This is a genomic window from Enterobacter sp. C6 (assembly GCF_008122455.1).
Taxonomy (GTDB): Bacteria; Pseudomonadota; Gammaproteobacteria; order Enterobacterales; family Enterobacteriaceae; genus Enterobacter; species Enterobacter pseudoroggenkampii.
Genome location: NZ_QPFW01000193.1, coordinates 1 through 26432 on the forward strand (window position 1 = coordinate 1; position 26432 = coordinate 26432).

Sequence of the window (26432 nt, forward strand, 5' to 3'; positions counted from 1 at the left end):
CGAACCTTCGAAGTCGATGACGGCAGATTTACAGTCTGCTCCCTTTGGCCGCTCGGGAACCCCACCAGGGGCAATTCAAATTTTGAGGTCTTGCTGAGAGATGGTGGTGGGGGAAGGATTCGAACCTTCGAAGTCGATGACGGCAGATTTACAGTCTGCTCCCTTTGGCCGCTCGGGAACCCCACCACGGGGTAATGCTTTTTTACTGGCCTGCTTCCTGCTGGAAGCGGGGCGCATCATATCAAATGAGACGCCCCTGTAAAGCATTCCTTTAGGGAAATGAAGTCGTTTGCCTGCTTTTTATCCGTAAAGGCGCAAAGCTAATCAATTCATTTTCCGAAAGATTAAAGAATGATGGTCCTGTTGCCGTACACGAAGACCCGCTGCGCCAGCACCTGATACAGCGCACGACTCAACACATTCTTCTCAACGTCACGCCCCGCGCGCATCATGTCCTCAGCGGTGTAAGTGTGATCCACATGAATGACGTCCTGCATGATGATTGGACCTTCATCCAGGTTGTCATTCACGTAGTGCGCGGTCGCACCGATGATCTTCACGCCGCGCTCGTACGCCTGGTGGTAAGGACGCGCACCAATAAAGGCTGGCAGGAACGAGTGGTGAATGTTGATGATCTTGTTCGGGAAACGCGCTACGAAGGATGGCGTTAACACGCGCATGTATTTCGCCAGCACCACGTAGTCCGGGTTATGCGCTTCAATGGCCTGTGCCATCAGATCGTCGTGTTCTTCACGGGTATGGCCTTCGTGGCTCACCAGCTCGAACGGAATATCAAAACGCTCGACCAGCGTGCGCAGCGTCTCATGGTTACCAATAACGGCAGCAATTTCAACGTCCAGACCGCCGTAGTTGGCTTTCATCAGCAGGTCGCCCAGACAATGTGCTTCTTTGGTCACCAGGATTACGATGCGGCGTCGACCCGCTGGGGTCAGTTCGCGCACGGAACCTTCCGGAAGCGCGCTGTCCAGATCGGCAAGCAGGGTGGTGTCGTTGAAAATACCTTCCAGCTCGGTACGCATAAAGAAGCGACCGGTACGGTGGTCAACGAACTCGTTGTTCTGCACGATATTCAGTTCATGCTTGTAGCAAATGTTGGTAATTCGTGCGATCAGTCCTTTTTGATCGGGACAGATGGTGCGCAGAACTTTACGTTGTAATGATTGCATCGCCGGGAAATCCTGTTTGTATTTGCGAAGTCTGGGTTGTCAGGCATTACTGCCCGCAACACTTTTTAAATTTTTTACCTGAACCACACGGGCAGGGATCGTTACGACCAAACTGTGGGCGCGTTCCGTCAATATAATACCATTGCCCGCTTTCCTTTAAGAACCGGGAACGCTCGATAATGGCACCCGGTTTATTATTCTCGCTAAAACGGGCAACAAAGCTGACGTAACCTTCGTCAACATGACTGCCTGTTGCGGATTCATAGACGGTAAGGCCGAGCCACTGCGTGTTCGCGAACCCGGCTTCGATGTCCTGTTTGAAATCGGCTGCGCGGCAGGATGGATGCCAGGTTTTAATCAGGTAGTCTGCGTCCTTGATCACAAAAGCAGTGTACCGTGAACGCATGAGGTGTGACGGGTCTGGTGCAACCTGATCGCCAGACAGATATCGCTGGCAACATAGGCTATACTCCAGAGCGCTACCACAGGGGCAGAGTTGAGACACGATTCTCTTCCTGGAACAAAAAATAAAGGCGTTAAACGCTTCGGGTAGCACTATGTTAACTGAGCTGTTGCGTTGACGCTATGTCAGGAATCCAGGGGAAGTAAAACAGGGCTAATGAGAAAGGTTAAAATTGGACTGGCGCTGGGTTCAGGTGCCGCCCGGGGGTGGTCACACATCGGCGTAATTAATGCCTTGAACAAGATGGGCATTGACATTGATATTGTCGCAGGGTGTTCAATAGGATCGCTTGTCGGCTCCGCTTACGCGTGCGGGAAGCTTCCGGAACTCGAGACGTGGGTGCGCTCCTTCAGCTACTGGGACGTGCTGCGTCTGATGGACCTCTCGTGGCAGCGTGGTGGGCTGCTGCGCGGCGAACGCGTCTTTAACCAGTTCCGCCAGGTTATGCCTCTCGAAGACTTCACCGATTGTCAGATGCCTTTCGGCGCCGTCGCGACGAACCTCAGTACAGGACGCGAGCTCTGGCTCACCGAAGGGGATATCCATCTTGCCGTGCGTGCCTCCTGCAGTATGCCGGGGCTCATGGCGCCTGTCCCACACAACGGTTACTGGCTTGTCGACGGTGGCGTCGTTAACCCGGTTCCCATCTCTCTGACGCGCGCAATGGGGGCGGATATCGTGATTGCCGTCGACCTGCAGCACGACGCCCACCTGATGCAGCAGGATCTCATGCCGGTCAATCTCCAGAGCGAAGATGTTGAGGGCGAGAAACTGGCCTGGCATGAACGCCTGCGCGGAAGAATCGGGCGTATGGCCGCACGTCGCTCGGTTACCGCACCGACGGCGATAGAAATCATGACCACGTCAATTCAGGTACTCGAGAACCGCCTTAAACGTAACCGTATGGCAGGCGATCCTCCGGATATTCTTATTCAGCCGTACTGTCCGCAAATCTCTACCCTTGATTTCCATCGGGCTGAGGCCGCCATCGCAGCGGGCTCGTTAGCCGTCGAAAAGAAAATGGACGAATTGTTGCCTTTTGTGCAGACCGCACGTTAAGCACCTTTTTTTGACTACTTCAGCAAAATCTGACAGGCGATAGTGCCGATCGCATGCCACTATTTAGTTACTGTCAGCCAGGGGAGGAACCATGACGCAGCCATTGGCCGGAAAACACATTTTGATTGTTGAAGACGAGCCCGTTTTCCGATCGCTACTGGATTCGTGGTTATCCTCGCTGGGCGCAATGACGTCACTGGCTGAAGATGGCATCGACGCCCTGGAAAAAATGATTAGCATTACGCCCGATTTGATGATTTGCGACATTGCGATGCCGCGCATGAATGGACTGAAGCTGGTTGAACATCTGCGTAACGAAGGCAATCAGACGCCGATTCTGGTGATCTCTGCCACCGAGAACATGGCGGATATCGCCAAAGCATTACGTCTTGGGGTACAGGATATTCTGCTCAAACCAGTCAAGGATTTGCATAGATTGCGGGAAACGGTCTTAGCGTGCCTTTATCCGAATATGTTTAATTCCCGGGTAGAGGAAGAGGAGCGTCTTTTCCAGGACTGGGACGCGCTGGTGAGTAATCCGCCTGCCGCGGCGAAACTGTTGCAAGAACTCCAGCCGCCCGTCCAGCAAACTATTTCACACTGCCGTGTAAATTATCGCCAGCTGGTGGCCGCTGATCAGCCAGGACTGGTGCTGGATATTGCACCCCTGTCAGATTCCGACCTTGCGTTTTATTCTCTGGATGTCACCCGGGCGGGGGATAACGGTGTATTAGCCGCGTTACTTCTTCGTGCGCTATTTAATGGCTTGTTGCAGGAACAGTTATCCCATCAGGGACAACGGTTGCCGGAGTTAGGCAGTTTACTCAAACAGGTAAACCAGCTTTTTCGTCAGGCCAATTTGCCAGGACAGTTCCCGCTGCTGGTCGGCTATTACCACAGCGGTTTAAAGAACCTGATCCTCGTTTCAGCCGGTCTCAATGCATCACTGAATACCGGTGAACACCATATTCAGGTAAGTAACGGTGTGCCGCTTGGGACATTGGGAACGGCGTATCTTAATCAAATTAGCCACCGCTGTTCCTCCTGGCAGTGCCAAATTTGGGGCGCCGGGGGACGGCTACGCTTAATGTTGTCCACGGAATAAGCAATTGGATCGTAATTTTAAGATTGCTTTACCTGTGTTTTGCGGGGAGTGCTACTATCGCTACCCGGTTTCATGCGTATTTATCCTAATTGATCGGCAACGCGTTCTTTTCAGACCCGGACTGCGGGGCGAGGCTGATATACTCAACGCGTTATTTATTGCATAAAAGTTCAAAAGTTGAACAGCTCAGGAGAATTTGAATGGCTGCCCTAAATTCGAAAGTCAGAAAGGCCGTTATCCCGGTAGCGGGATTGGGGACCAGGATGTTACCAGCAACTAAGGCGATTCCTAAAGAGATGTTGCCTCTGGTTGATAAGCCATTAATCCAGTATGTCGTTAATGAATGCATTGCAGCCGGCATCACTGAAATTGTGCTGGTTACGCATTCATCTAAAAACTCTATCGAAAACCATTTCGATACAAGCTTTGAACTTGAAGCCATGCTGGAAAAGCGTGTTAAGCGTCAGCTGTTAGAAGAGGTTCAGTCTATTTGCCCTCCACACGTCACCATTATGCAGGTTCGTCAGGGGCTGGCTAAAGGTCTGGGTCACGCTGTTATGTGCGCGCATCCTGTTGTGGGTGATGAGCCTGTAGCGGTAATTCTGCCTGACGTTATTCTGGACGAATACGAATCCGATCTTTCTCAGGATAACCTGGCTGAAATGATCAAACGTTTCGACGAAACCGGCAGCAGCCAGATTATGGTTGAGCCTGTTGAAGACGTAACGGCATACGGTGTGGTTGACTGCAAAGGCGTTAACCTTGAGCCGGGTGAAAGTGTGCCAATGGTTGGCGTCGTAGAGAAGCCTAAAGCCGATGTAGCCCCTTCAAACCTTGCTGTTGTAGGTCGCTATGTCCTGAGTGCTGAAATCTGGCCTCTGCTGGCTAAAACGCCTCCAGGAGCGGGTGATGAGATCCAGCTGACGGATGCCATCGATATGCTGATCGAGAAAGAGACCGTTGAGGCCTACCATATGAAAGGTAAGAGCCATGACTGCGGTAATAAGCTCGGTTATATGCAGGCGTTTGTTGAATATGGTATCCGCCACAATACCCTTGGCGAAGAATTTAAAACCTGGCTCAAAGAGAGCGTAGGTATTAAGAAATAAGCCACGGTTGTAAATGTTCGAAACCGGTGAGGCGCTGCCCACCGGTTTTTTTATGCCTGTACCACTCCCGAAAACCTGTCTGAAAGTACAGTCGATAAAGTTGTTAAATAATGCTTTATGACAGAGTGTAAGAGGATGTTTGGGACAAATTTAGGTTAAAAAAAATCCCGCAATATGCGGGATTTCTCTGAATGTGCCGTGATTAATCCTTGATCAGGAAGTCATCCAGCTGTTTACCTTGCTCATCCATGGCTTTCTTGATAACAGCAGGAGTACGACCCTGGCCAGTCCAGGTTTTAGTTTCGCCGTTCTCGTCAACGTAGCTATATTTAGCAGGACGAGCAGCACGCTTGGCTTTGGTACCGGTTTTAGCCGCAGCCATGCTGTTCAGCAATTCATTTGGATCGATACCATCAGCAATCAGCATTTCACGATATTGCTGCAGTTTACGAGTACGCTCTTCGATTTCAGCAGCAGCAGCGCTTTCTTCTTCGCGACGTTCATTAACTACAACTTCTAATTTTTCCAGCATTTCTTCAAGCGTTTCGAGGGTGCATTCTCTTGCCTGCGCACGAAGAGTACGGATGTTGTTCAGAATTTTAAGTGCTTCGCTCATTGTAGTAATCTCAAACTTATAATGGGGGGGTGGTTTGTTGACCTAATAATAGAGCCATAAATTCATATGTGCAATAGCCAGGAATGTAAGGAATTCAAAAAATACTAAATCGTCTCACTATTATTAATTACGCTAACTTAAATTTCATCACCCGACAGTCTCGCTTGTTATCACATCAACCTGCTTTGTCCGGTTGATTGCCTCTTTTTTTTGTGACATTTACCGCAGGAATTATAGTTGCGGCGGATAAATATCAGCCTTTTGTATTAGTTCCACCCCGTGATGTTAAGGCTGAAATAGTTAATAAATGGTGAATTTTAATGAACGGTGATTCCACTATAAAAACAAGTGTTATGTTGGGCTTAACATATAACATATTGGCCTGGCTGCATGCGTTTACTTCATGTTTTAACGGATTATTTTCGAAAACAGAAGGTTCTGAACGCCGCGCTGAACTACATCCTTTGTGCGCTGTATCGCTGATGACCTGACAAAATATGGTACAATGACTCATCGGGAATATTACACATTGATTAGGGTTTTACGGCCAATGGCACAACTGTATTTCTACTATTCGGCGATGAATGCCGGTAAATCCACCGCGCTGCTGCAATCCTCGTACAATTACCAGGAGCGCGGGATGCGTACCGTTGTTTATACGGCTGAGATTGACGATCGCTTTGGGGCAGGGAAGGTGAGCTCCAGAATAGGACTCTCGTCACCTGCCAGGCTGTTTAACCCGAAAACCGATCTGTTTGAGGACATTCGCGCGGAACATGCTGAGCGGCCTATTCATTGTGTCCTGGTCGATGAGAGCCAGTTTCTGACGCGTGAACAGGTTCACGCACTTTCCGAGGTGGTTGATGAGCTTGATATCCCCGTGCTGTGCTATGGGCTGCGGACGGATTTCCGCGGTGAGCTCTTTGCCGGGAGTCAGTATTTGCTCGCCTGGTCGGATAAACTCGTCGAATTAAAAACGATCTGCTTCTGCGGTCGCAAAGCCAGTATGGTGCTTCGTCTCGACCAGGCAGGAAAACCTTATGCAGATGGTGAGCAGGTGGTTATAGGCGGTAATGAACGCTATGTATCGGTCTGTCGTAAGCATTATAAAGAAGCGCTGTCTGTAGGCTCGCTGACGGCGATTCAGCACGACAACAGAAAATAACGTCAGCTTTATTATTCGGACATAAAAAAACCCGCCATAAAGGCGGGTTTTTCATTTGCGGTCAATTAAGCGCTTTTCTTCGCTTTCTTGTCAGCTTTGATGACAGGCACTTCTGTTTTCACAGCGGCAACGTCACCTTCTTTGAACTCACGACCGTAGAAGGTATCCAGCAGAATCTGTTTCAGCTCGGAGATCAGTGGGTAGCGCGGGTTAGCACCTGTACACTGGTCATCGAATGCATCTTCAGACAGCTTATCTACATGAGCGAGGAAGTCAGCTTCCTGTACGCCCGCTTCACGGATAGATTTAGGAATACCCAGCTCAGCTTTCAGACTTTCCAGCCATGCCAGCAGTTTCTCAATCTTCGCAGCAGTACGGTCGCCCGGTGCGCTCAGACCAAGGTGGTCTGCGATTTCAGCATAACGACGACGTGCTTGCGGACGGTCGTACTGGCTGAAAGCAGTCTGCTTGGTTGGGTTGTCATTAGCGTTATAACGAATAACGTTGCTGATCAACAGGGCGTTCGCCAGACCGTGAGGAATGTGGAACTGTGAACCCAGCTTGTGCGCCATAGAGTGGCAAACACCCAGGAAGGCGTTCGCAAACGCGATACCGGCGATGGTTGCTGCACTGTGAACGCGTTCACGTGCTACCGGGTTTTTAGACCCTTCGTTATATGACGCTGGCAGGTTTTCCTTCAGCAGTTTCAGAGCCTGCAGAGCCTGACCGTCAGAGAACTCAGACGCCAGTACAGAAACGTAAGCTTCCAGGGCGTGAGTTACCGCATCCAGACCACCGAACGCACACAGTGACTTCGGCATATCCATGACCAGGTTCGCATCGACGATAGCCATGTCTGGGGTCAGGGCATAGTCAGCCAGCGGGTATTTCTGACCTGTCGCATCGTCCGTTACTACCGCGAATGGCGTGACTTCTGAACCGGTACCGGAAGTGGTGGTGACCGCGATCATTTTCGCTTTTACGCCCATTTTCGGGAACTTGTAGATACGTTTACGGATGTCCATAAAGCGCAGCGCCAGTTCTTCGAAGTGGGTTTCAGGATGCTCGTACATGACCCACATGATTTTCGCGGCGTCCATTGGGGAACCACCACCCAGTGCGATAATCACATCTGGTTTGAAGGAGTTAGCCAGCTCAGCACCTTTGCGCACAACGCTCAGGGTAGGGTCAGCTTCAACTTCAAAGAACACTTCAGTTTCAACGCCAGCCGCTTTCAGCACAGAGGTGATCTGGTCAGCGTAGCCGTTGTTAAACAGGAAACGGTCAGTCACGATGAGCGCACGTTTGTGGCCATCAGTAATCACTTCATCCAGCGCGATTGGCAGTGAGCCACGGCGGAAGTAGATAGATTTCGGAAGTTTGTGCCACAACATGTTTTCAGCTCGCTTAGCAACGGTTTTCTTGTTGATCAGGTGTTTTGGACCAACGTTTTCAGAGATGGAGTTACCACCCCAGGAACCACAACCCAGAGTCAGGGAAGGCGCGAGTTTGAAGTTGTACAGGTCACCGATACCACCCTGAGAAGCAGGGGTGTTAATCAGAATACGGGCAGTTTTCATCATCTGACCGAAGTGAGCAACACGCTCTGGCTGGTTATCCTGGTCAGTGTACAGACAAGAGGTGTGACCGATACCACCCATGGCAACCAGTTTCTCGGCTTTTTCTACCGCGTCTTCGAAATCTTTCGCACGGTACATTGCAAGCGTTGGAGACAGTTTTTCATGTGCAAACGGCTCGCTTTCGTCGACAACTTTTACTTCACCGATCAGGATTTTAGTTGTTGCCGGAACGGTAAAGCCTGCGAGTTCAGCAATCTTGTACGCTGGCTGACCCACGATAGCGGCGTTCAGCGCGCCATTTTTCAGGATGATGTCCTGAACTGCTTTCAACTCTTTGCCCTGCAGCAGGTAGCCGCCGTGGCTGGCGAAACGTTCGCGAACGGCGTCGTACACGGAGTCAACAACAACAACAGACTGTTCAGATGCACAGATCACACCGTTATCGAAGGTTTTAGACATCAGTACAGACGCAACGGCACGTTTGATGTCAGCGGTTTCGTCGATAACAACAGGGGTGTTACCGGCGCCCACACCGATGGCTGGTTTACCGGAGCTGTATGCCGCTTTAACCATGCCAGGACCACCGGTCGCCAGGATCAGGTTAATGTCCGGGTGATGCATCAGGGCGTTAGAGAGCTCAACGGAAGGTTGGTCGATCCAGCCGATCAGATCTTTTGGTGCACCCGCAGCGATCGCCGCCTGCAGGACAATATCCGCAGCTTTGTTGGTCGCGTCTTTCGCACGTGGGTGTGGAGAGAAGATGATTGCGTTACGGGTCTTCAGGCTAATCAGCGATTTGAAGATAGCGGTAGACGTTGGGTTAGTGGTCGGAACAATACCGCAGATGATGCCGATAGGTTCAGCGATGGTGATAGTACCGAAGGTGTCGTCTTCGGACAGCACGCCACAGGTTTTCTCATCTTTATAGGCGTTATAGATATACTCGGAAGCGAAGTGGTTTTTAATCACTTTATCTTCCACGATACCCATGCCGGATTCGGCAACGGCCATTTTAGCGAGAGGGATTCGAGCATCTGCAGCAGCCAGTGCGGCCGCGCGGAAGATTTTATCAACCTGTTCTTGGGTGAAATTGGCATATTCACGCTGGGCTTTTTTAACGCGCTCGACGAGGGCGTTCAGTTCAGCGATATTAGTAACAGCCATAATGCTCTCCTGATAATGTTTAAACTCTTTTAGTAAACCAGCGCTCGATACGTCACACAGTATAGACAGAGCCGATACGACTTGCGTAACACAAAGTAAAACAAAGAGTTACTTTCTGCGTCAGCACACTAATTTACTAAAAGAGCCTTACCTTGGCATCATCCCTTTTGTCAGGTGACCTCCCTGGGGGTGTAACCAAGATTACTCACTTCTGAGTACGGAAATCATGATCTGTGTCAATTTCCCCCCAAGCTGATACCTTTCAGCAGGGTTATTTCGTGCTGATTTTTCCAGTGTTAAATAATTACGTAAGTATTGGAAGCGGCGCTATCATTGATTATACATATGTTTAACATCCTGAAATGATAACGTTTTGGCACAGATTTCGAGTGAAGTATGCTAATAAAAAGGGTATCTTCAGCGCGATTTCTCATGACGAATTGTCAGTCCAGGGCATGTGTATAAGCGGAGCAAAACGTGATCCAAACGCTCTTTGATTTTCCAACGTATTTTAAATTTTTTATTGGTTTGTTTGCCCTGGTCAACCCGGTGGGGATCATTCCTGTCTTCATTAGTATGACGAGTTACCAGACAGCGGCGGCCAGGAACAAGACCAACCTGACCGCTAACCTGTCAGTGGCGATCATATTGCTCACCTCTCTTTTTCTGGGTGACGCCATTCTCCAGCTCTTCGGGATTTCGATCGACTCTTTCCGCATTGCGGGTGGGATCCTGGTGGTGACCATCGCCATGTCCATGATCAGCGGTAAGCTGGGCGAGGATAAGCAGAATAAACAAGAGAAGTCAGAAACCGCTATCCGCGAAAGCATTGGCGTAGTGCCGTTGGCCTTACCGCTGATGGCCGGTCCTGGTGCCATCAGTTCAACCATTGTCTGGGGGACGCGCTATCATAGCCTGATGCACCTGATTGGTTTTTCAGTGGCGATTGCCATTTTCGCGCTCTGCTGTTGGGGCGTGTTCCGCATGGCACCCTGGCTGGTGCGCTTGCTGGGTCAGACGGGCATTAACGTCATAACGCGTATCATGGGCCTGCTGTTGATGGCGTTAGGGATTGAATTTATCGTTACGGGTATTAAAAGCATTTTCCCCGGTTTGCTGCACTGATATTGCATATGAAAGAACGGAGCCACGGCTCCGTTTTTTTACGTCATTATCAGTAAATCCTATAACTAAAGTTGAAATGCTCACATATCATAATAAATTCTACTAATAATGTTCATTTCTTGTATTTCAACAAGTTATTAATTCCACTCAAACCCGCCTGCGCAGAAAATCTTCGATCGCTCTGTTATTTTACTCACATGATACTCTGGGGCTTGCTGAGAGATAACCGAAATGATATTAGTAATTTCAACATTCCCCTAGATGAATGTGCTAAATAATAACCAGTTGTTAAATTTTTGTACAAAATCACTCGATGATAGCGCAGCGACGCGCTTGTAGAGAAAAATTTCTCTATCTTGTTGAATATCATGTTTTTTAATTGATGTTCGATGTCCGGCAGGGCTGCCCTCAACGATGCGGTACTCACCGTAAAAGAGAATTGCTTAACAAATTTGCAAAATGTATTGGCGCACGTTTACGCCATTTGATACTTTCCGGCCTAATATTTTGCAGCATAAAACAAGCAGATGAGAATTATTTTCATATGGTTCTCTTCTCAGATATCCAACGCAGGTCTCAAACAGGGTGGCCTGTAAAGAATCGACGCAAGACGGCCATACGAGCGGTCAGTAATAAAAAAGTCGGTGATAGCAAGCAGTAAAAGAAGAACCTGACAGCAGCAAAAAAAACTCCTGCGCTGTACAGGCCCCAACAGGGGATTACACAGCTGGCGAAGGCCAGTCATTATAATGAGTGGAGTACCAACACAATGTCCATCATCACAAAAAAAAATCTGGTAGCGGCGGGGATTTTAACTGCGCTAATCGCGGGCAACGCTGCAATGGCTGCGGACGTTCCTGCAGGTGTTCAACTGGCTGAGAAACAGACGCTGGTGCGTAACAACGGTGCGGAAGTTCAGTCTCTTGACCCGCACAAAATTGAAGGTGTTCCTGAGTCTAACGTTAACCGCGACCTGTTCGAAGGCCTGCTGGTGACAGACGTAGACGGCCACCCGGCGCCGGGTGTAGCCGAAAAATGGGAAAACAAAGATTTCAAAGTCTGGACCTTCCATCTGCGTAAAGATGCGAAATGGTCCGACGGTACGCCGGTCACGGCCGAAGATTTCGTTTATAGCTGGCAGCGTCTGGCGAACCCAACAACCGCCTCTCCGTATGCGAGCTACCTGCAATATGGCCACATCGCCAATATTGATGACATCATCGCGGGCAAAAAACCTGTTACCGACCTGGGCGTAAAAGCGATCGATGCGAATACCTTTGAAGTGACGTTGAGCGAACCTGTTCCGTACTTCTATAAGCTGCTGGTTCACCCGTCCGTCTCCCCGGTACCAAAATCCGCCGTGGAAAAATTTGGTGAAAAATGGACGCAGCCTGCCAATATCGTGACCAACGGTGCCTATAAGCTGAAAGACTGGGTGGTCAACGAGCGTATGGTGCTTGAGCGTAACCCGCAATACTGGGACAACGCGAAAACCGTCATTAATCAGGTGACCTACCTGCCAATTTCGTCCGAAGTGACTGACGTTAACCGCTACCGCAGCGGTGAAATCGACATGACCTATAACAACATGCCGATTGAATTGTTCCAGAAACTGAAGAAAGAGATCCCTAAAGAAGTTCACGTCGATCCGTACCTGTGCACCTACTACTATGAAATCAATAACCAGAAAGCACCGTTCACCGACGTACGTGTACGTACCGCGCTGAAGCTGGCTCTGGATCGCGATATCATCGTAAACAAAGTGAAAAACCAGGGCGATCTGCCGGCATACAGCTATACCCCTCCATACACCGATGGTGCAAAACTGACCGAGCCAGACTGGTTCAAACAGACGCAGGAACAGCGTAACGCAGAAGCGAAGAAACTGCTGGCCGAAGCGGGCTATACCGCAGATAAGCCGCTGACCTTCAGCCTGTTGTACAACACCTCCGATCTGCACAAAAAACTGGCTATCGCCGTCGCTTCGATCTGGAAGAAAAACCTGGGCGCGAACGTGAAGCTGGAGAACCAGGAGTGGAAAACCTTCCTCGACAGCCGTCATCAGGGCACCTTTGATGTGGCACGTGCTGGCTGGTGTGCGGACTATAACGAACCGACCTCCTTCCTGAATACCATGCTGAGCGACAGCTCGAACAACACCGCGCACTATAAGAGCCCGGCGTTCGACAAGCTGATTGGCGACACGCTGAAAACCACTGACGAAGCACAGCGTACGGAACTGTACTCTAAGGCCGAGCAGCAGCTGGATAAAGATTCCGCGATCGTTCCGGTTTACTACTACGTTAACGCCCGTCTGGTGAAACCATGGGTAGGTGGGTATACCGGTAAAGACCCGATGGATAATATCTACGTTAAAAACTTGTATATTATCAAGCATTAATGGCAATGAGTGGGGCGGGCGTGCTCGCCCCACGGTGTCTAACCAACGTCACATAATATAGGCACACGCCAGAAGGTACGGGCAATGTTGAAATTTATCCTACGTCGCTGTCTTGAAGCGATTCCAACGCTATTTATTCTCATCACGATTTCCTTCTTCATGATGCGCCTTGCGCCGGGAAGTCCATTTACCGGTGAACGTACGCTGCCGCCAGAAGTCATGGCGAATATCGAAGCGAAATACCACTTAAACGATCCCATCTCCACCCAGTACTTCAATTATCTGAAGCAGCTGGCTCACGGTGATTTTGGACCGTCATTTAAATATAAAGACTATTCCGTTAACGACCTTGTGGCGTCCAGCTTCCCGGTTTCGGCTAAGTTGGGTGCTGCGGCATTTATTCTGGCCATCGTTTTCGGGGTCACCGCAGGCGTTATCGCCGCGCTCAGACAAAATACCAAATGGGATTATGCCGTAATGGGGGTGGCAATGACCGGGGTAGTGATACCCAGCTTCGTTGTCGCGCCATTACTGGTGATGATATTCGCCATCACGTTGAAGTGGCTGCCGGGCGGCGGCTGGAACGGCGGGGCATTGAAGTTCATGATTTTGCCAATGGTGGCATTATCTCTGGCGTACATCGCCAGTATCGCGCGTATCACCCGTGGTTCAATGATCGAAGTGCTGCACTCGAACTTCATTCGTACCGCGCGCGCTAAAGGGCTGCCGATGCGTCGCATTATCTTCCGCCACGCGCTTAAACCGGCGCTGTTGCCCGTGCTCTCCTACATGGGACCGGCATTTGTCGGGATCATTACCGGCTCTATGGTTATCGAAACAATCTATGGTCTGCCGGGCATTGGTCAGCTGTTCGTAAACGGTGCGCTCAACCGCGATTATTCGCTGGTACTGAGCCTGACCATTCTCGTCGGTGCGCTGACCATTCTCTTTAACGCTATCGTCGATGTGCTGTACGCCGTCATCGACCCGAAAATCCGTTACTAACTGGAGCACGCCATGATGTTGAGTAAGAAAAACAGCGAGGCGCTGGAAAACTTCAGTGAAAAACTGGAAGTAGAAGGTCGTAGCCTCTGGCAGGACGCGTGCCGTCGCTTTATGCACAACCGAGCGGCGGTTGCCAGTCTGGTTGTTCTGGTAATCATCGCGCTGTTTGTGACCCTGGCGCCGATGCTGTCGCAATTTACCTATTTCGACACCGACTGGGGCATGATGTCCAGCGCGCCGGATATGGAATCAGGCCACTATTTTGGCACGGACTCCTCAGGACGCGATCTGCTGGTGCGTGTCGCTATCGGTGGCCGTATCTCACTGATGGTCGGTATTGCTGCCGCGCTGGTGGCGGTGATCGTGGGTACGCTCTACGGCTCACTGTCCGGCTACCTTGGCGGCAAAATAGACTCGGTAATGATGCGTCTGCTGGAAATCCTGAACTCCTTCCCGTTTATGTTCTTCGTCATCCTGCTGGTGACCTTCTTCGGTCAGAATATTTTGCTGATCTTCGTGGCCATCGGGATGGTTTCCTGGCTGGATATGGCGCGTATTGTCCGCGGCCAGACCCTGAGCCTCAAACGCAAAGAGTTTATCGAAGCCGCGCAGGTCGGCGGTGTCTCTACCGGGAATATCGTGGTTCGCCATATCGTTCCTAACGTGCTGGGCGTGGTGGTGGTCTATGCCTCACTGCTGGTGCCAAGCATGATCCTGTTTGAATCTTTCCTGAGCTTCCTCGGTCTGGGTACGCAAGAGCCGCTCAGCAGCTGGGGCGCGCTGCTGAGTGACGGTGCAAACTCAATGGAAGTGTCTCCGTGGCTGCTGTTATACCCGGCGGGTTTCCTGGTCGTTACCCTGTTTTGTTTTAACTTTATCGGCGATGGCCTGCGTGATGCCCTCGACCCGAAAGACCGTTAAGGAGCGCCGTCATGACAATTATTGAAACGGCAACCGCGCCACAGGCGCAGCAGCGGAGCGACCTTCTGCTGGACGTAAAAGATCTTCGCGTCACCTTTAAGACCCCGGACGGGGATGTGACCGCCGTGAACGATCTCAACTTCAACCTGCGAGCGGGCGAAACGCTCGGCATCGTGGGTGAGTCCGGATCCGGGAAATCCCAGACCGCCTTTGCGCTAATGGGCCTGCTGGCCGCTAACGGTGTGATTGGCGGTTCCGCGAAATTCAACGGTCGCGAAATCCTCAACCTGCCGGAGCACGAGCTGAACAAGCTGCGCGCCGAGCAGATCTCGATGATTTTCCAGGATCCGATGACCTCGCTGAACCCGTACATGCGCGTCGGCGAGCAGCTGATGGAAGTTCTGATGCTGCACAAAGGCCTGGGTAAAGCCGAAGCCTTTGAAGAGTCGGTCAAAATGCTGGATGCGGTGAAAATGCCGGAGGCGCGCAAGCGTATGCGCATGTTCCCGCACGAGTTTTCTGGCGGTATGCGTCAGCGCGTGATGATTGCGATGGCGCTGCTGTGCCGGCCAAAACTGCTGATTGCCGACGAACCGACCACCGCGCTGGACGTTACCGTTCAGGCACAAATCATGACCCTGCTGAACGAGCTGAAGCGTGAGTTTAACACGGCGATTATTATGATCACCCACGACCTGGGCGTGGTGGCGGGCATCTGTGACAAAGTGCTGGTGATGTATGCCGGTCGTACCATGGAATACGGAAAAGCGCGTGACGTGTTCTATCAGCCTGCTCATCCTTACTCCATTGGGCTGCTGAACGCGGTGCCACGTCTTGATGCGGAAGGGGAATCCCTGCTCACCATTCCGGGCAACCCGCCAAACCTGCTGCGCCTGCCGAAAGGCTGTCCGTTCCAGCCGCGCTGTCCGCACGCGATGGAAATCTGCAACAGCGCTCCGCCGCTGGAAGAGTTTGCACCAGGCCGTCTGCGCGCCTGCTTTAAGCCGCAGGAGGAGCTGGTATGAACGCATTAGATGAAAAACGCAATGTGCTGCTCGAGATTGCTGACCTTAAGGTGCATTTCGACATCAAAGACGGCAAACAGTGGTTCTGGCAGCCGTCGAAGACCCTGAAAGCGGTGGACGGCGTCACGCTGCGCCTGTATGAAGGGGAAACCCTGGGCGTGGTGGGCGAGTCCGGCTGCGGTAAATCGACCTTTGCGCGCGCCATTATCGGTCTGGTGAAAGCCACCGACGGTAAAGTGGCCTGGCTGGGTAAAGATCTGCTGGGCATGAAACCCGACGAGTGGCGCGAGGTGCGCAGCGATATCCAGATGATTTTCCAGGATCCGCTGGCGTCACTTAACCCGCGTATGACCATCGGTGAGATTATTGCCGAGCCGCTGCGGACCTATCATCCGAAGATGTCCCGTCAGGAAGTGCGCGATCGCGTTAAGGCGATGATGCTGAAAGTCGGGCTGTTGCCTAACCTCATCAACCGCTATCCGCACGAGTTCTCAGGCGGTCAGTGTCAGCGTATTGGTATTGCGCGCGCCCTGATCCTCGAACCGAAGCTGATTATCTGTGATGAGCCGGTTTCCGCACTGGACGTGTCCATTCAGGCGCAGGTGGTTAACCTACTGCAGAAGCTGCAGCGCGAAATGGGGCTGTCGCTGATCTTCATCGCGCATGACCTGGCCGTGGTGAAACACATCTCTGACCGCGTGCTGGTGATGTATCTGGGGCACGCCGTGGAGCTGGGCACCTATGACGAGGTGTACCACAATCCATTGCACCCATACACCAGAGCGCTGATGTCCGCGGTACCGATCCCCGATCCCGATCTGGAAAAGAATAAGACTATCCAGCTTCTGGAAGGGGAATTACCCTCACCCATTAACCCGCCGTCGGGCTGCGTCTTCCGCACGCGCTGCCCAATGGCCGGGCCGGAATGTGCAAAAACGCGACCGGTTCTCGAAGGCAGTTTCCGACATGCGGTTTCCTGCCTGAAAGTAGACCCGTTATAATCGCAAGGGCTGACATGATGTCAGCCCTTATTTTTTGCGAGGTTACTGTGTCGCGTTTATTCACGTCAGCCCGTCGGCGGCTTTATCATGTTTTATTCGATCCTGAAACGGTATCCGGACGGCGATTCGAAGGTCTTTGTGGGTTATTTGCGCTCCTCAGCGTGGTGGTCATTTTTATTGAATCGGGTGCCGGGACGCAATACCACCTGACGTTTGACGAATGGCATATCTTTGTCTGGCTTGAGCTGGCGATAACCCTGGTTTTTACCGCTGAATATCTGCTCAGAGTAATTGCGTGGCCCAACCCGGCCCGATATGTTTTCAGCTTCTGGGGATTTATTGATTTAGCCACTATTCTGCCTCTCTACGTCATGTGGCTGTGGCCGGAAATCAGCCTGAGCTATGTTTTTGCCTGGCGGGCGATGCGCGTGATTCGGGTATTACGTATTCTGAAATTACTGCGTTTTATGCCGTCATTACGCGTGTTCTGGAGTGCGATCGTCAGCGCACGGCATCAGCTTATTTTGTTCTACTCGTTTATTGCCATCGTCATGATTGTTTTTGGCGCGCTGATGTATTTAATAGAAGGGCCCAAATATGGCTTTACGACGCTCAATGCGTCCGTTTATTGGGCGATAGTAACCGTGACGACCGTGGGGTACGGTGATATCACGCCCCATACGCCGCTGGGCCGCATTGTGGCCTCAGTGCTGATTTTGATTGGCTATTCGGTCATTGCTATTCCGACCGGGCTTATTACCACGCACATGAGCAGCGCATTTCAGAGCCGCAAGCAGCAGCGCAAATGTCCGGCATGTCACCAGGGTGACCATGACCTTAACGCGCGGTTTTGTCACCGCTGCGGAAGTGCGTTGCCGGAGTAAATAAAAAAGGCTGCAATCGCAGCCTTTTTTATTATTCGCGCCAGAGGATATGGCACAGCTTGTGGTCTTTCTCTCGACAGAGCAGGACGCGGGCGAAAATATCGTTAATTTCGCCACCGTCTTCATCGGCCAGCCCGATGACAACTTCGGCAAAGAAGTCAGGATTCAGATCGAAATCCACATGTTCAGCCCAGTCTTCTGAAGGGTCGAACAGTTCGGCACCGCCGCGCTCTTCGAACTGCAGATTAAAGAGGATCACGTCTGCGGGATCGAGGTTATCAACCGCCAGTTCGAGAAAAATGTCATAGGCCTGCTCGAGCGTTTCGTCTTCGGTCAGGCGATTGTTCAGATCCATTTCCATGATGACTACCTGTTAAACATCGTTGGGCACGTTTTACAGCAACGGACTAAAGAAGTAAAACAGTCGTTCGGCAATTCTCTGCCACAGCGGACGTTTTACCCACAGTCTGGCATCCAGCAGCCGCGAGCGGGAGATATAATCATCCTGCACCGCGGCGAGATCGCCACCAAAGCCGGCATCATCAATAACCAGCGTGATTTCAAAGTTGAGCCACAGGCTGCGCATATCCAGATTGACCGTTCCCACCAGGCTTAACTCGCCGTCGACAAGCACGCTTTTGGTGTGGAGCAATCCACCTTCAAACTGGTAGATCTTCACCCCTGCGGCCAGCAGTTCGCTAAAGAAGGCCCGGCTGGCCCAGCCCACCAGAAGGGAGTCATTTTTGCGCGGCAATATAATGCTCACATCGACGCCGCGCTGCGCTGCGGTACAGATCGCGTGAAGGAGGTCATCGCTGGGAACAAAGTAGGGCGTCGTCATGATCAGGTATTCACGCGCCGAGTACGTTGCCGTCAGCAGCGCCTGATGAATCAAATCCTCCGGGAAGCCCGGCCCGGAAGCAATGGTATGAATAGTGTGACCGCTGGCCTCTTCAAACGGCATAATATTGCCGTCCGGCGGTGGCGGCAGAATGCGTTTGCCGGTTTCTATCTCCCAGTCGCAGGAGTAAACGATGCCCATCGAGGTGGCAATCGGCCCCTCCATTCGCGCCATCAAATCCACCCACTGGCCTACGCCCGAGTCCTGCTTGAAGAAGCGCGGATCAACCATGTTCATGCTGCCGGTGTAGGCAATATAGTTATCGATCATGATCATCTTACGATGCTGGCGGAGATCCATCCGGCGCAGAAACACGCGCAGGAGATTGACCTTCAGCGCCTCGACCACCTCGATCCCAGCATTACGCATCATGCCCGCCCAGGGGCTACGGAAAAATGCCACGCTGCCTGCGGAGTCAAGCATCAGACGGCAGTGAATGCCGCGTCGCGCCGCGGCCATCAGCGATTCAGCGACCTGGTCAGCCATCCCGCCGGGCTGCCAGATATAAAAAACCATCTCGATATTATGACGCGCCAGCTGGATATCGCGGATTAATGCCTGCATGACGTCGTCGGACGAGGTCAGCAGCTGGAGCTGATTGCCTTTAACACCACCAATCCCCTGACGGCGTTCGCACAGCTTAAACAGTGACGAGGCGACGCTGCTGTTCTCCTCGGCAAAGATATGTTTGCAGGCTTTAAGGTCGTTAAGCCACTTTGCGGTGGAGGGCCACATGGCACGGGCCCGCTCTGCGCGGCGTTTACCCAGATGAAGCTCACCGAAAGAGAGATAGGCAATAATTCCCACCAGCGGGAGGATGTAGATTATCAGAAGCCAGGCCATGGCAGAGGGAACGGCTCTGCGCTTCATCAGGATGCGTAATGTCACACCTGCGATTAACAGCCAGTATCCCAAAATGACCAGCCAACTCACCACGGTGTAGAAGGTTGTCATAGGTAAAAAAATCCTTTTGAAAGCGTATTGTTATGAGTGTACGCATCAGGATTCATCTGGCAAATAAAAACGCCAGGTAAAAGCGCTGGTTTGCCGCAGGGTTGGGTTTATAATGGCCTTTCTTTTAGAGAAAAAGTGTTAGAGAAAGAGTTGTAGACATGAAGCGCAGTAGAACAGAAGTAGGGCGCTGGCGCATGTTGCGACAGGTGAGTCGTCGCAAGGCTCGTTGGCTGGAAGCACAATCCCGCCGCAATATGCGTATTCACGCCATCAGAAAATGTGGAATGACCCGGCATCGCAACGCGTTGCTGTTCGCAGTCCAGGATATCTGAGTACCATGAGGGCACCGTAATGGTGCCCGCTGATTTTATAGGATCTGATTTTTGGGAGTAGCGTGGTTGCAGCGCTATTCCTATTGTGTTGAGCAAAAGGAGGGAGAAGAAGTGTTTGCGGAGTTTGGCGTACTGAATTTCTGGACGTATGTTGTTGGCGCGTTTTTTATCGTGCTGGTACCAGGGCCGAATACCCTGTTTGTGCTGAAAACCGGGATTGGTCACGGCGTTAAAAAAGGGTATCTTGCCGCGTCGGGCGTATTTATCGGCGATGCGGTTCTGATGTTTCTGGCCTGGGCGGGTGTCGCAGCATTAATCCAGACCACGCCGGTGCTGTTTAACATCGTGCGCTATCTGGGCGCCTTCTATCTGCTGTGGCTGGGGGGCAAAATGCTCTGGTCGGTGGTGAACCGTCAGAAAAACGCGCATGAGAGCGGCCCCGAACCTGCCAGTATGATCATGAAACGTTCGCTGGTATTGAGCCTGACGAATCCCAAAGCGATTCTTTTCTACGTATCGTTCTTCGTTCAGTTCATTGACGTGAACGCACAGAGCACCGGCACCTCTTTCCTTATCCTCGCGACGACGCTTGAGTTGATAAGCTTCATGTACATGAGCTTCCTGATCTTCTCCGGTGCGTTTGTCACGCGTTATCTCAAAACGAAAAAGAAACTGGCAAAGCTGGGGAACGGGCTGATAGGGCTGCTGTTCGTCGGGTTTGCGGCGAGGTTGGCGTCGCTGCATTGATGAATGAAAGGCTCCTGCGGGAGCCTTTTTAATGTCTGGCGTAACTTGAAAGCCGCGCCAGACAAGGCTTCACGTTTTACTACTAGCAGTCAAAAGCCATAAAAAGCGGCTAGGGTGTGGACACATTGTGGACACTCTGACCACCATTAGCACCCTTCAACGGGTTAAGCGAAATCGCATCCTGCAGGTACTGAGGAGCGAAGTGCGCATAGACCATTGTCTGCGCAATTTTCGTATGACCTAAGATCCTTTGCAGTGTGATGATGTTGCCCCCGTTAATCATAAAGTGCGTCGCGAAAGAGTGTCGTAGCGCATGTGTTGCTTGTCCGGCCGGTAAATCGGGCTTAACCTCTTTGAGGGTTCGCCTGAAGTCAGCATAACTGGCCTCAGGAAACAGAAAACCTCGTGTTTTGCCGACTACGTAAGCCGCAACGTCATCAGAGATCGGGACCGTGCGCGGTGTGTTGGTTTTCGTCTTAACGAAAGACACCCGGTTATGAATCACGTTCTCCGCTTTCAGCCTTGCAGCCTCACCCCATCTTGCCCCGGTACTCAGACATAAGACGGCAATTTTACGATTATCTCCTGATAGCGCTGCCAGTAAGGCGTCAATTTCCTCAAGAGTGAGATAGCCCGTTTCGGCTGTCTGCTCTTTCAGTATTTTGAATCCCCTGAATGGATGCTCACCGTTATACAGTTATGACTCAATCAGGGTTGTGAACATCCCACCTATCGTGATCAGTTCGCGGTTGATGGTAGTTGGCTTAATACCTTTACCCCGGCGTTGAGCACAATATTGCGTTATCAGGCTCTTGGTGATCTGGAAAGCGCACGGATTTCCGGTCATCGTTTCGAAACGCTCAATTTTCCTGAGATACGATTGACCGTGCTCCTCTTGTTTACCTTTCAGCTTCCACCATAACTCTTTCAGTTCCGACAATTGGCGTTTGTCCGTTGGTTTTGAAAGCCATTCCTTTGAGTGATGGTTATATTGAGTATACTTTTCAAAAGCCATCGCCTTTTTTTGAACTGAGGATGATTCAAAATCTTCATCACCGCCTGTAAGCATTGCTAATGAATTCGATGAGCGTGTCGAGGCGGCCAGAGCTGCAGCTGATGAAGGTGAATTTGACCTGTATATCGTAGCGCAGGGTGGGGCGAATGTTCCACGCGATAGCCAGACCGTCCGTGTGGCTCGTAACGTGACTGACGAGGTCAACGCCTACGAAAAGGATATAGAGAGTGTGGGTATCTACGTCCCCGCACTTGGGCTCTGAGCTGGTACGTGTTACCCGGACAGCCGAATGGCGCATTGTTCCAAAGCTTTTGGCTGTTGAGCCTTTGACTTTAAAAAGCGGCATTGCCGCGCCTCGGAGTCCTGTCAATAACTGTGGAAAGCTCACCGCCGATAGCGATCCAGTTATGACCCATGCACTGTCTGAGCAAGCCGCTGCGGTGTTAAATCTGATTGAGGGCAGGATTCTCGGCTGGAATGAGCCAGACGTCGTGAAGGTGCTTAACGGTGCGTTGAAAGCTTGTACGCCGCGCAAACATCGTCAGCAAAGAAGCAACGCACCGCTCAAAACGAGCGAGCAAGTGCCATCAGCCAAGATGACAAAACTCGAAAGGGATCGCGTCACAAAAATTCGTTTCGATTTAGCTCAGGAAGGAATCACCCCACAACGATGGGAAGTAGAGGTGCTTGCACGCGGGGCGACAGTATGTTTTGGGAGCAAAGTTTTCAGATATCACAATCATGAAATTTGGGGATGTGATCTTGCTTCAATTGACTAGTACTATCAGATAATTCTGCTTTTTTGGCCAATTGATTGCATTGCAACATGGAGATTGTAAATGTCAGAAAGTTTGAGTGAAATCAGAGCTTCAACAGTGAATGAGTTGCTAGAAAAGGTTAGGCAGAACAATTATGGGAAGTATTTATTAAAAGCTAAAATTGGAAGGATTCGCGGGTTTTCTGGGGAAGATATTTCTTTTGAATTTCCGGTTACAGCTTTAGTCGGCCCTAATGGAAGTGGTAAATCCTCCGTCCTCGGTGTTGCCGGTTGTGCTTATAAAGAAATTAAACCAAGTGTTTTCTTCCCCAAAAGTGCAATTGGGGATGAAAGCATGGCTGGATGGAAGGTTGAGTACGAAATTATAGACAAAGGTGTAAATCCAAGACAAACAGTCCGTAGAACCAGTAGTTTTAGAAGCGCCAAATGGGCGAGGGATGAAGTTGTATCAAGGGATGTGTATTTCTTTGGTATCGAACGTACAGTCCCTGCTGGTGAAAAAACAAAATATAAAAAATTAACTCGTTCCTCTTATCAACATACAGGGAGTTTATCCACCCTGAGTGCAGGAGTCGCTAAGCAGATTGAACATATCTTAGGAAAGGATGTTTCTGCGTTTAATGTTACTGATATCGGTCATGATGAGAAGTTTTTTGTAGGCAACAATAATGGTAGCCGTTATTCAGAATTCCATTTCGGAGCAGGTGAATCATCAATTATACGAATGGTGTCAGAGATTGAGAATGCATCTGATAACAGTCTGGTTCTAATAGAAGAAATTGAAAATGGACTGCATCCGGTAGCAACAAGACGAATGGTCGAGTATTTGATTGATGTCGCAAAACGTAAATCGATTCAAGCAGTATTTACCACGCATAGTGACTATGCCCTGATGCCATTACCGCAAGAGGCAATATGGGCATGCATCGACGGGCGCCTCAGAAAAGGAAGGTTAACAGTTGAGTCATTAAGAGCTATATCCGGCAGGGTTGACAAAAAATTGGCAATATTTGTTGAAGATGAGTTTGCTAAATGTTGGGTTGATGCAATTCTGCGGGAAAGATTAAAAGGCGATTATGATCAGCTAGAAGTTCATGCTGTTGCTGGTGATGGTAATGCAGTGTCAATCCACAAGTCTCATACTGCTAATCCGTCAATTAAATTTAAATCACTTTGCATTATTGATGGTGATTCCTCTCAGAAAAATAGTGATGAGGATGGTGTTCTTAGATTGCCTGGGACTCAGCCAGAGCGTAGTGTATTTGACAATATATTAGATAATATAGAGCCTATATTGGCAATATTAACGGTATCTTGCCAATTGCCACCTGAATCACAAGAAAAAGTGAGGGCGGTAGTCGAATCTGTTTCCAGAACGAATAGAGATCCTCATCTTATTTTTAATCAAATTGGCATGGGGTTAGGTTTTGTATCTGAAATTATCATTCGCGGCGCGTTTTTAAGTCTTTGGACACGACAAAATGAAAGCTATTGTGATGATTTAGTGAGCAAGGTTAAAGCTCTTCTTAATTGATTAGAATGACGGAGGGTCTGGAATTTTCTCTCCAGATCTTCCCTCATAGTAGTTAAGCATTACCAAGTTGCATCAATTCTCATTCGTTTTTTATTTCAGATTTTATGAACTAGCGCTAGTGCTGATGCGGTTCAGGACTACTCATGCACATGCATTAAAAACGACTCCTTAAGCGTGCAGGCGAGGCGGGGATAGCACTGGCCGGAGAGATAGCAAAGAAGCTGCGCAAGTCGCAACAGCAACGCATCAAACAGCCCCGGACGGCTCACCTTATCAGGCGCGAAAGCGTCAGCCGCTCAGGTCAAAAAACGGGCGGATTAAACGGGCGATGTTCCAGAAACTCCGCACGAGCCGGTACTTGAAAGCCAGTGGTCGCGAAAACAGCGCCGTGGTGGAATTTACCGGCAAAGTACAGCGTATTGCGCAGATTCACCAGTACGGTCTAAAAGACCGGCCAAACGCTCACAATCAGAAAGTACAATATGTAGAGCGAAAATTGTTAGGTATAACTGAAAGTGAAAGAAATTTGATAGAACGGGTTGTGATGATTCTTATATGCCCATCAAAACATTATTTGATGGGCGGTTTTTTATTTGTCAAAGCACTTTGAAATCTCGTTAAAATAGTCTTCTATTTCGCTTGGGCTTGGTTCGGGTTTAAATATTTTAAAGTACTCTTCTTTTTTTCTTTGATCTAACTGGGCTATCTTTGCCTGACAAAGATAGCCTAGGATATACTGATTTTCAAGATTTTTCCAGAAGGTATTGTCTGATGTGCTTGTGAAGATATGCTTGACTCTTAAGTTAATTAAATGAGAGTTTTCTTTAACAAACTCATTAAGTTTTTGGATAGTGGTGACGTTAAGTAATTGAAGGCTTTTAATAATCCATTCAAAAGATTCGGTCGATGTTGTGTTCATATCTATGGTGATATTTTTGTTTTGCGTGACTTCATCTACCGCTTTTTTGAAGTGTAGGTTTGTATTAAGGAACTCTCTAAGGGTGAAAACATCAATTTGTAAGTCTTTGCTTGAATCAGTTACTTCTGTATTTACATGCGTACGATAGTGTTCAATGTCATTCTTAATTTGAATGAACTCATTGTCAGCAATTTCTAATAATCCGGCTAATCTGGAGAATTTACGTCTTAAATCTGCAGGTAGTCCTATGTTAGATTTGTAACCGATATCATGTTCAATCTCAGCCCAAGCATGTTGTAATATTGATCTTATCTGCACTTCAGCTTTTAATTTTTTATGGTTTGAATATTCTGCTAATGAATATCTTTTTTTTATGTGAGAAATTATGTAATGGAGTGATAGGTAGCCGAACCTATCGTGTTCAATGGTTTTACGCTTGTCAATAGAGTTATCCCAATCGATCGTAAATTCACGCTCAATGATTTTTGCTATTTTATCAACATCATTAGAGTAATGGGTTATTACCCTCACTCCGACAATGTCCGTAATTTCAGAAATATTCTTGTACTTGCTTTTTCTGGCTATTTTTTGCTCCAAGCTTTGGCGATCCTTAACTCTGACCTCTAGAGTGTGAATTGATACCCCTTCATTTTCTATCAATGTTTTAAGTAATGATTTAAGCGACTCAGAATACTGCTCAAAACGATTTTTTTCCTTATCGTAATCAAAAAGTATATTCATTGCATTCCCTTAAGCGTATGAGATGTGTGAAACACGGCACAGGTAAACATGTTATGACTCTACTACAAAAATCAGAATAATAGGAAAATGAATCTACAAAATCATCTTCAACAAATTACACGTGCGATCCGCAACCTTATCCGCACCGGCATTGTGACCGACGTCGACCACGACGAGGGGTTGTGTCGTGTCCAGACCGGCGGCATGGAAACCACTTGGCTGAACTGGCTAACCTGCCGGGCCGGTCGCTCGCGCGTATGGTGGGCTCCATCCGTTGGCGAGCAGGTGCTTTTGCTGGCGATCGGCGACGAACTCGATACGGCCTTTGTGCTGCCCGGCATTTTCTCTGACGACCATCCCGCTCCGTCTTGCCTCCCCTGATGCGCTTCACGTGTCATTTCCTGATGGGGCGGTTATCGAGTATGAGCCCGAAAACGGCGCGCTCACCGTGTCAGGTATCAAAACCGCAGGCGTCACCGCATCGGACTCCATTACGGCCACCGTGCCGATGGTGTTGGTGAAAGCGTCGAGCCGAATCACACTCTATACGCCGGAGGTGGTTTGCACCAACAAGCTGACCACCGGCACGCTCGAAGTGCAGAAAGGCGGCACCATGCGCGGGCACATCGAGCACACCGGCGGGACACTGAAATCAAACGGCGTGCAGGTGGATAACCACGCACATGGAAACGTTCAGAGCG

Annotated in this window: 21 protein-coding genes, 1 tRNA gene and 4 pseudogenes; 17 read left to right on the forward strand and 9 right to left on the reverse strand. The window is 50.0% G+C overall.

Going from position 1 to position 26432, the window contains the following annotated elements:
* Positions 1–101: 101 nt before the first annotated feature.
* The 3 genes from DOU50_RS07755 to DOU50_RS07765 form a co-directional block, all read right to left on the reverse strand.
* Positions 102–186: transfer RNA gene (locus DOU50_RS07755), tRNA-Tyr, on the reverse strand.
* A 158-nt stretch (positions 187–344) separates the two neighbouring features.
* Positions 345–1187 (reverse strand): formyltetrahydrofolate deformylase, encoded by an 843-nt coding sequence (purU, locus tag DOU50_RS07760; protein WP_023312104.1) that lies wholly within the window; start codon positions 1185–1187, stop codon positions 345–347.
* A 46-nt stretch (positions 1188–1233) separates the two neighbouring features.
* Positions 1234–1692 carry a YchJ family protein gene (locus tag DOU50_RS07765; RefSeq protein WP_024907090.1) on the reverse strand — a complete coding sequence of 153 codons (459 nt, stop codon included), beginning with the start codon at positions 1690–1692 and terminating at the stop codon, positions 1234–1236.
* A 114-nt stretch (positions 1693–1806) separates the two neighbouring features.
* On the opposite strand from DOU50_RS07765, the gene rssA reads away from it, so the two are divergent.
* The 3 genes from rssA to galU all read left to right on the forward strand — a co-directional run bounded on the left by rssA (position 1807) and on the right by galU (position 4923).
* Positions 1807–2709, forward strand: a complete 903-nt coding sequence (rssA, locus tag DOU50_RS07770) for a patatin-like phospholipase RssA (protein WP_032647607.1) — start codon at positions 1807–1809, stop codon at positions 2707–2709.
* A 91-nt stretch (positions 2710–2800) separates the two neighbouring features.
* Entirely contained in the window at positions 2801–3814 is a 1014-nt protein-coding gene (gene rssB / locus DOU50_RS07775; RefSeq protein WP_032647605.1) for a two-component system response regulator RssB, read from the forward strand.
* Positions 3815–4014: 200 nt separating this feature from the next.
* Entirely contained in the window at positions 4015–4923 is a 909-nt protein-coding gene (galU, locus tag DOU50_RS07780) for a UTP--glucose-1-phosphate uridylyltransferase GalU (protein ID WP_008502780.1), read from the forward strand.
* Between the two features lie 202 nt (positions 4924–5125).
* On the opposite strand, the gene hns is transcribed toward galU, so the two are convergent.
* On the reverse strand, positions 5126–5539 hold the full coding sequence (gene hns, locus DOU50_RS07785) for a histone-like nucleoid-structuring protein H-NS (protein ID WP_008502781.1): 414 nt from the start codon (positions 5537–5539) through the stop codon (positions 5126–5128).
* A gap of 550 nt (positions 5540–6089) precedes the next feature.
* Here hns and tdk point away from each other — a divergent pair.
* Positions 6090–6704, forward strand: a complete 615-nt coding sequence (gene tdk / locus DOU50_RS07790; RefSeq protein WP_148769144.1) for a thymidine kinase — start codon at positions 6090–6092, stop codon at positions 6702–6704.
* A 65-nt stretch (positions 6705–6769) separates the two neighbouring features.
* On the opposite strand, the gene adhE is transcribed toward tdk, so the two are convergent.
* Positions 6770–9448, reverse strand: coding sequence for a bifunctional acetaldehyde-CoA/alcohol dehydrogenase (adhE, locus tag DOU50_RS07795; protein ID WP_032647603.1), 2679 nt, complete (start codon positions 9446–9448; stop codon positions 6770–6772).
* Between the two features lie 477 nt (positions 9449–9925).
* Here adhE and DOU50_RS07800 point away from each other — a divergent pair, with 477 nt between their 5' ends.
* The 7 genes from DOU50_RS07800 (at position 9926) to DOU50_RS07830 (ending at position 17810) form a co-directional block, all read left to right on the forward strand.
* Positions 9926–10573: a YchE family NAAT transporter gene (locus DOU50_RS07800; protein ID WP_021240330.1), complete on the forward strand. Its 648-nt coding sequence runs from the start codon at positions 9926–9928 to the stop codon at positions 10571–10573.
* Positions 10574–11342: 769 nt separating this feature from the next.
* Entirely contained in the window at positions 11343–12974 is a 1632-nt protein-coding gene (gene oppA / locus DOU50_RS07805) for an oligopeptide ABC transporter substrate-binding protein OppA (protein ID WP_024907095.1), read from the forward strand.
* Between the two features lie 84 nt (positions 12975–13058).
* Complete coding sequence (gene oppB / locus DOU50_RS07810) at positions 13059–13979, forward strand: oligopeptide ABC transporter permease OppB (protein ID WP_008502786.1); 921 nt, start codon at positions 13059–13061, stop codon at positions 13977–13979.
* Between the two features lie 12 nt (positions 13980–13991).
* Positions 13992–14900, forward strand: coding sequence for an oligopeptide ABC transporter permease OppC (oppC, locus tag DOU50_RS07815; protein ID WP_148769145.1), 909 nt, complete (start codon positions 13992–13994; stop codon positions 14898–14900).
* An 11-nt stretch (positions 14901–14911) separates the two neighbouring features.
* Positions 14912–15925 (forward strand): ABC transporter ATP-binding protein, encoded by a 1014-nt coding sequence (locus tag DOU50_RS07820; RefSeq protein WP_045404931.1) that lies wholly within the window; start codon positions 14912–14914, stop codon positions 15923–15925.
* Positions 15922–16926, forward strand: coding sequence for a murein tripeptide/oligopeptide ABC transporter ATP-binding protein OppF (oppF, locus tag DOU50_RS07825; RefSeq protein WP_024907098.1), 1005 nt, complete (start codon positions 15922–15924; stop codon positions 16924–16926). The genes DOU50_RS07820 and oppF overlap by 4 nt, the downstream gene beginning before the upstream one ends.
* A gap of 14 nt (positions 16927–16940) precedes the next feature.
* Positions 16941–17810 (forward strand): ion transporter, encoded by an 870-nt coding sequence (locus DOU50_RS07830; protein WP_073961526.1) that lies wholly within the window; start codon positions 16941–16943, stop codon positions 17808–17810.
* A 31-nt stretch (positions 17811–17841) separates the two neighbouring features.
* On the opposite strand, the gene DOU50_RS07835 is transcribed toward DOU50_RS07830, so the two are convergent.
* Positions 17842–18171, reverse strand: a complete 330-nt coding sequence (locus tag DOU50_RS07835; RefSeq protein WP_006810881.1) for an HI1450 family dsDNA-mimic protein — start codon at positions 18169–18171, stop codon at positions 17842–17844.
* A gap of 33 nt (positions 18172–18204) precedes the next feature.
* The gene (gene cls, locus DOU50_RS07840) at positions 18205–19665 is read right to left on the reverse strand and encodes a cardiolipin synthase (RefSeq protein ID WP_008502791.1); all 1461 of its coding nucleotides are present in this window, start codon (positions 19663–19665) and stop codon (positions 18205–18207) included.
* Positions 19666–19823: 158 nt separating this feature from the next.
* Between cls and DOU50_RS07845 the strand changes: the two genes are divergently transcribed.
* Positions 19824–19997 (forward strand): YciY family protein, encoded by a 174-nt coding sequence (locus DOU50_RS07845; RefSeq protein ID WP_021240326.1) that lies wholly within the window; start codon positions 19824–19826, stop codon positions 19995–19997.
* A gap of 111 nt (positions 19998–20108) precedes the next feature.
* Entirely contained in the window at positions 20109–20744 is a 636-nt protein-coding gene (gene leuE, locus DOU50_RS07850; protein WP_069719050.1) for a leucine efflux protein LeuE, read from the forward strand.
* Between the two features lie 109 nt (positions 20745–20853).
* On the opposite strand, the pseudogene DOU50_RS07855 reads toward leuE, so the two are convergent.
* Positions 20854–21771, reverse strand: a pseudogene (locus tag DOU50_RS07855) (tyrosine-type recombinase/integrase); the annotation flags it as partial.
* Between the two features lie 34 nt (positions 21772–21805).
* Here DOU50_RS07855 and DOU50_RS07860 point away from each other — a divergent pair.
* The 3 genes and pseudogenes from DOU50_RS07860 to DOU50_RS07870 form a co-directional block, all read left to right on the forward strand.
* Positions 21806–22538: pseudogene (locus DOU50_RS07860) on the forward strand (replication endonuclease); the annotation flags it as partial.
* A 60-nt stretch (positions 22539–22598) separates the two neighbouring features.
* Positions 22599–24071, forward strand: coding sequence for an ATP-dependent nuclease (locus tag DOU50_RS07865; protein ID WP_148769146.1), 1473 nt, complete (start codon positions 22599–22601; stop codon positions 24069–24071).
* 197 nt (positions 24072–24268) lie between these two features.
* Positions 24269–24681: pseudogene (locus DOU50_RS07870) on the forward strand (phage virion morphogenesis protein); the annotation flags it as partial.
* On the opposite strand, the gene DOU50_RS07875 reads toward DOU50_RS07870, so the two are convergent.
* A complete protein-coding gene (locus DOU50_RS07875; RefSeq protein ID WP_148769147.1) occupies positions 24661–25731 on the reverse strand; it encodes a GTP pyrophosphokinase in 1071 nt (356 codons plus the stop codon). The pseudogene DOU50_RS07870 and the gene DOU50_RS07875 overlap by 21 nt on opposite strands.
* A gap of 87 nt (positions 25732–25818) precedes the next feature.
* Between DOU50_RS07875 and DOU50_RS07880 the strand changes: the two are divergent.
* Positions 25819–26432: pseudogene (locus DOU50_RS07880) on the forward strand (phage baseplate assembly protein V); the annotation flags it as partial.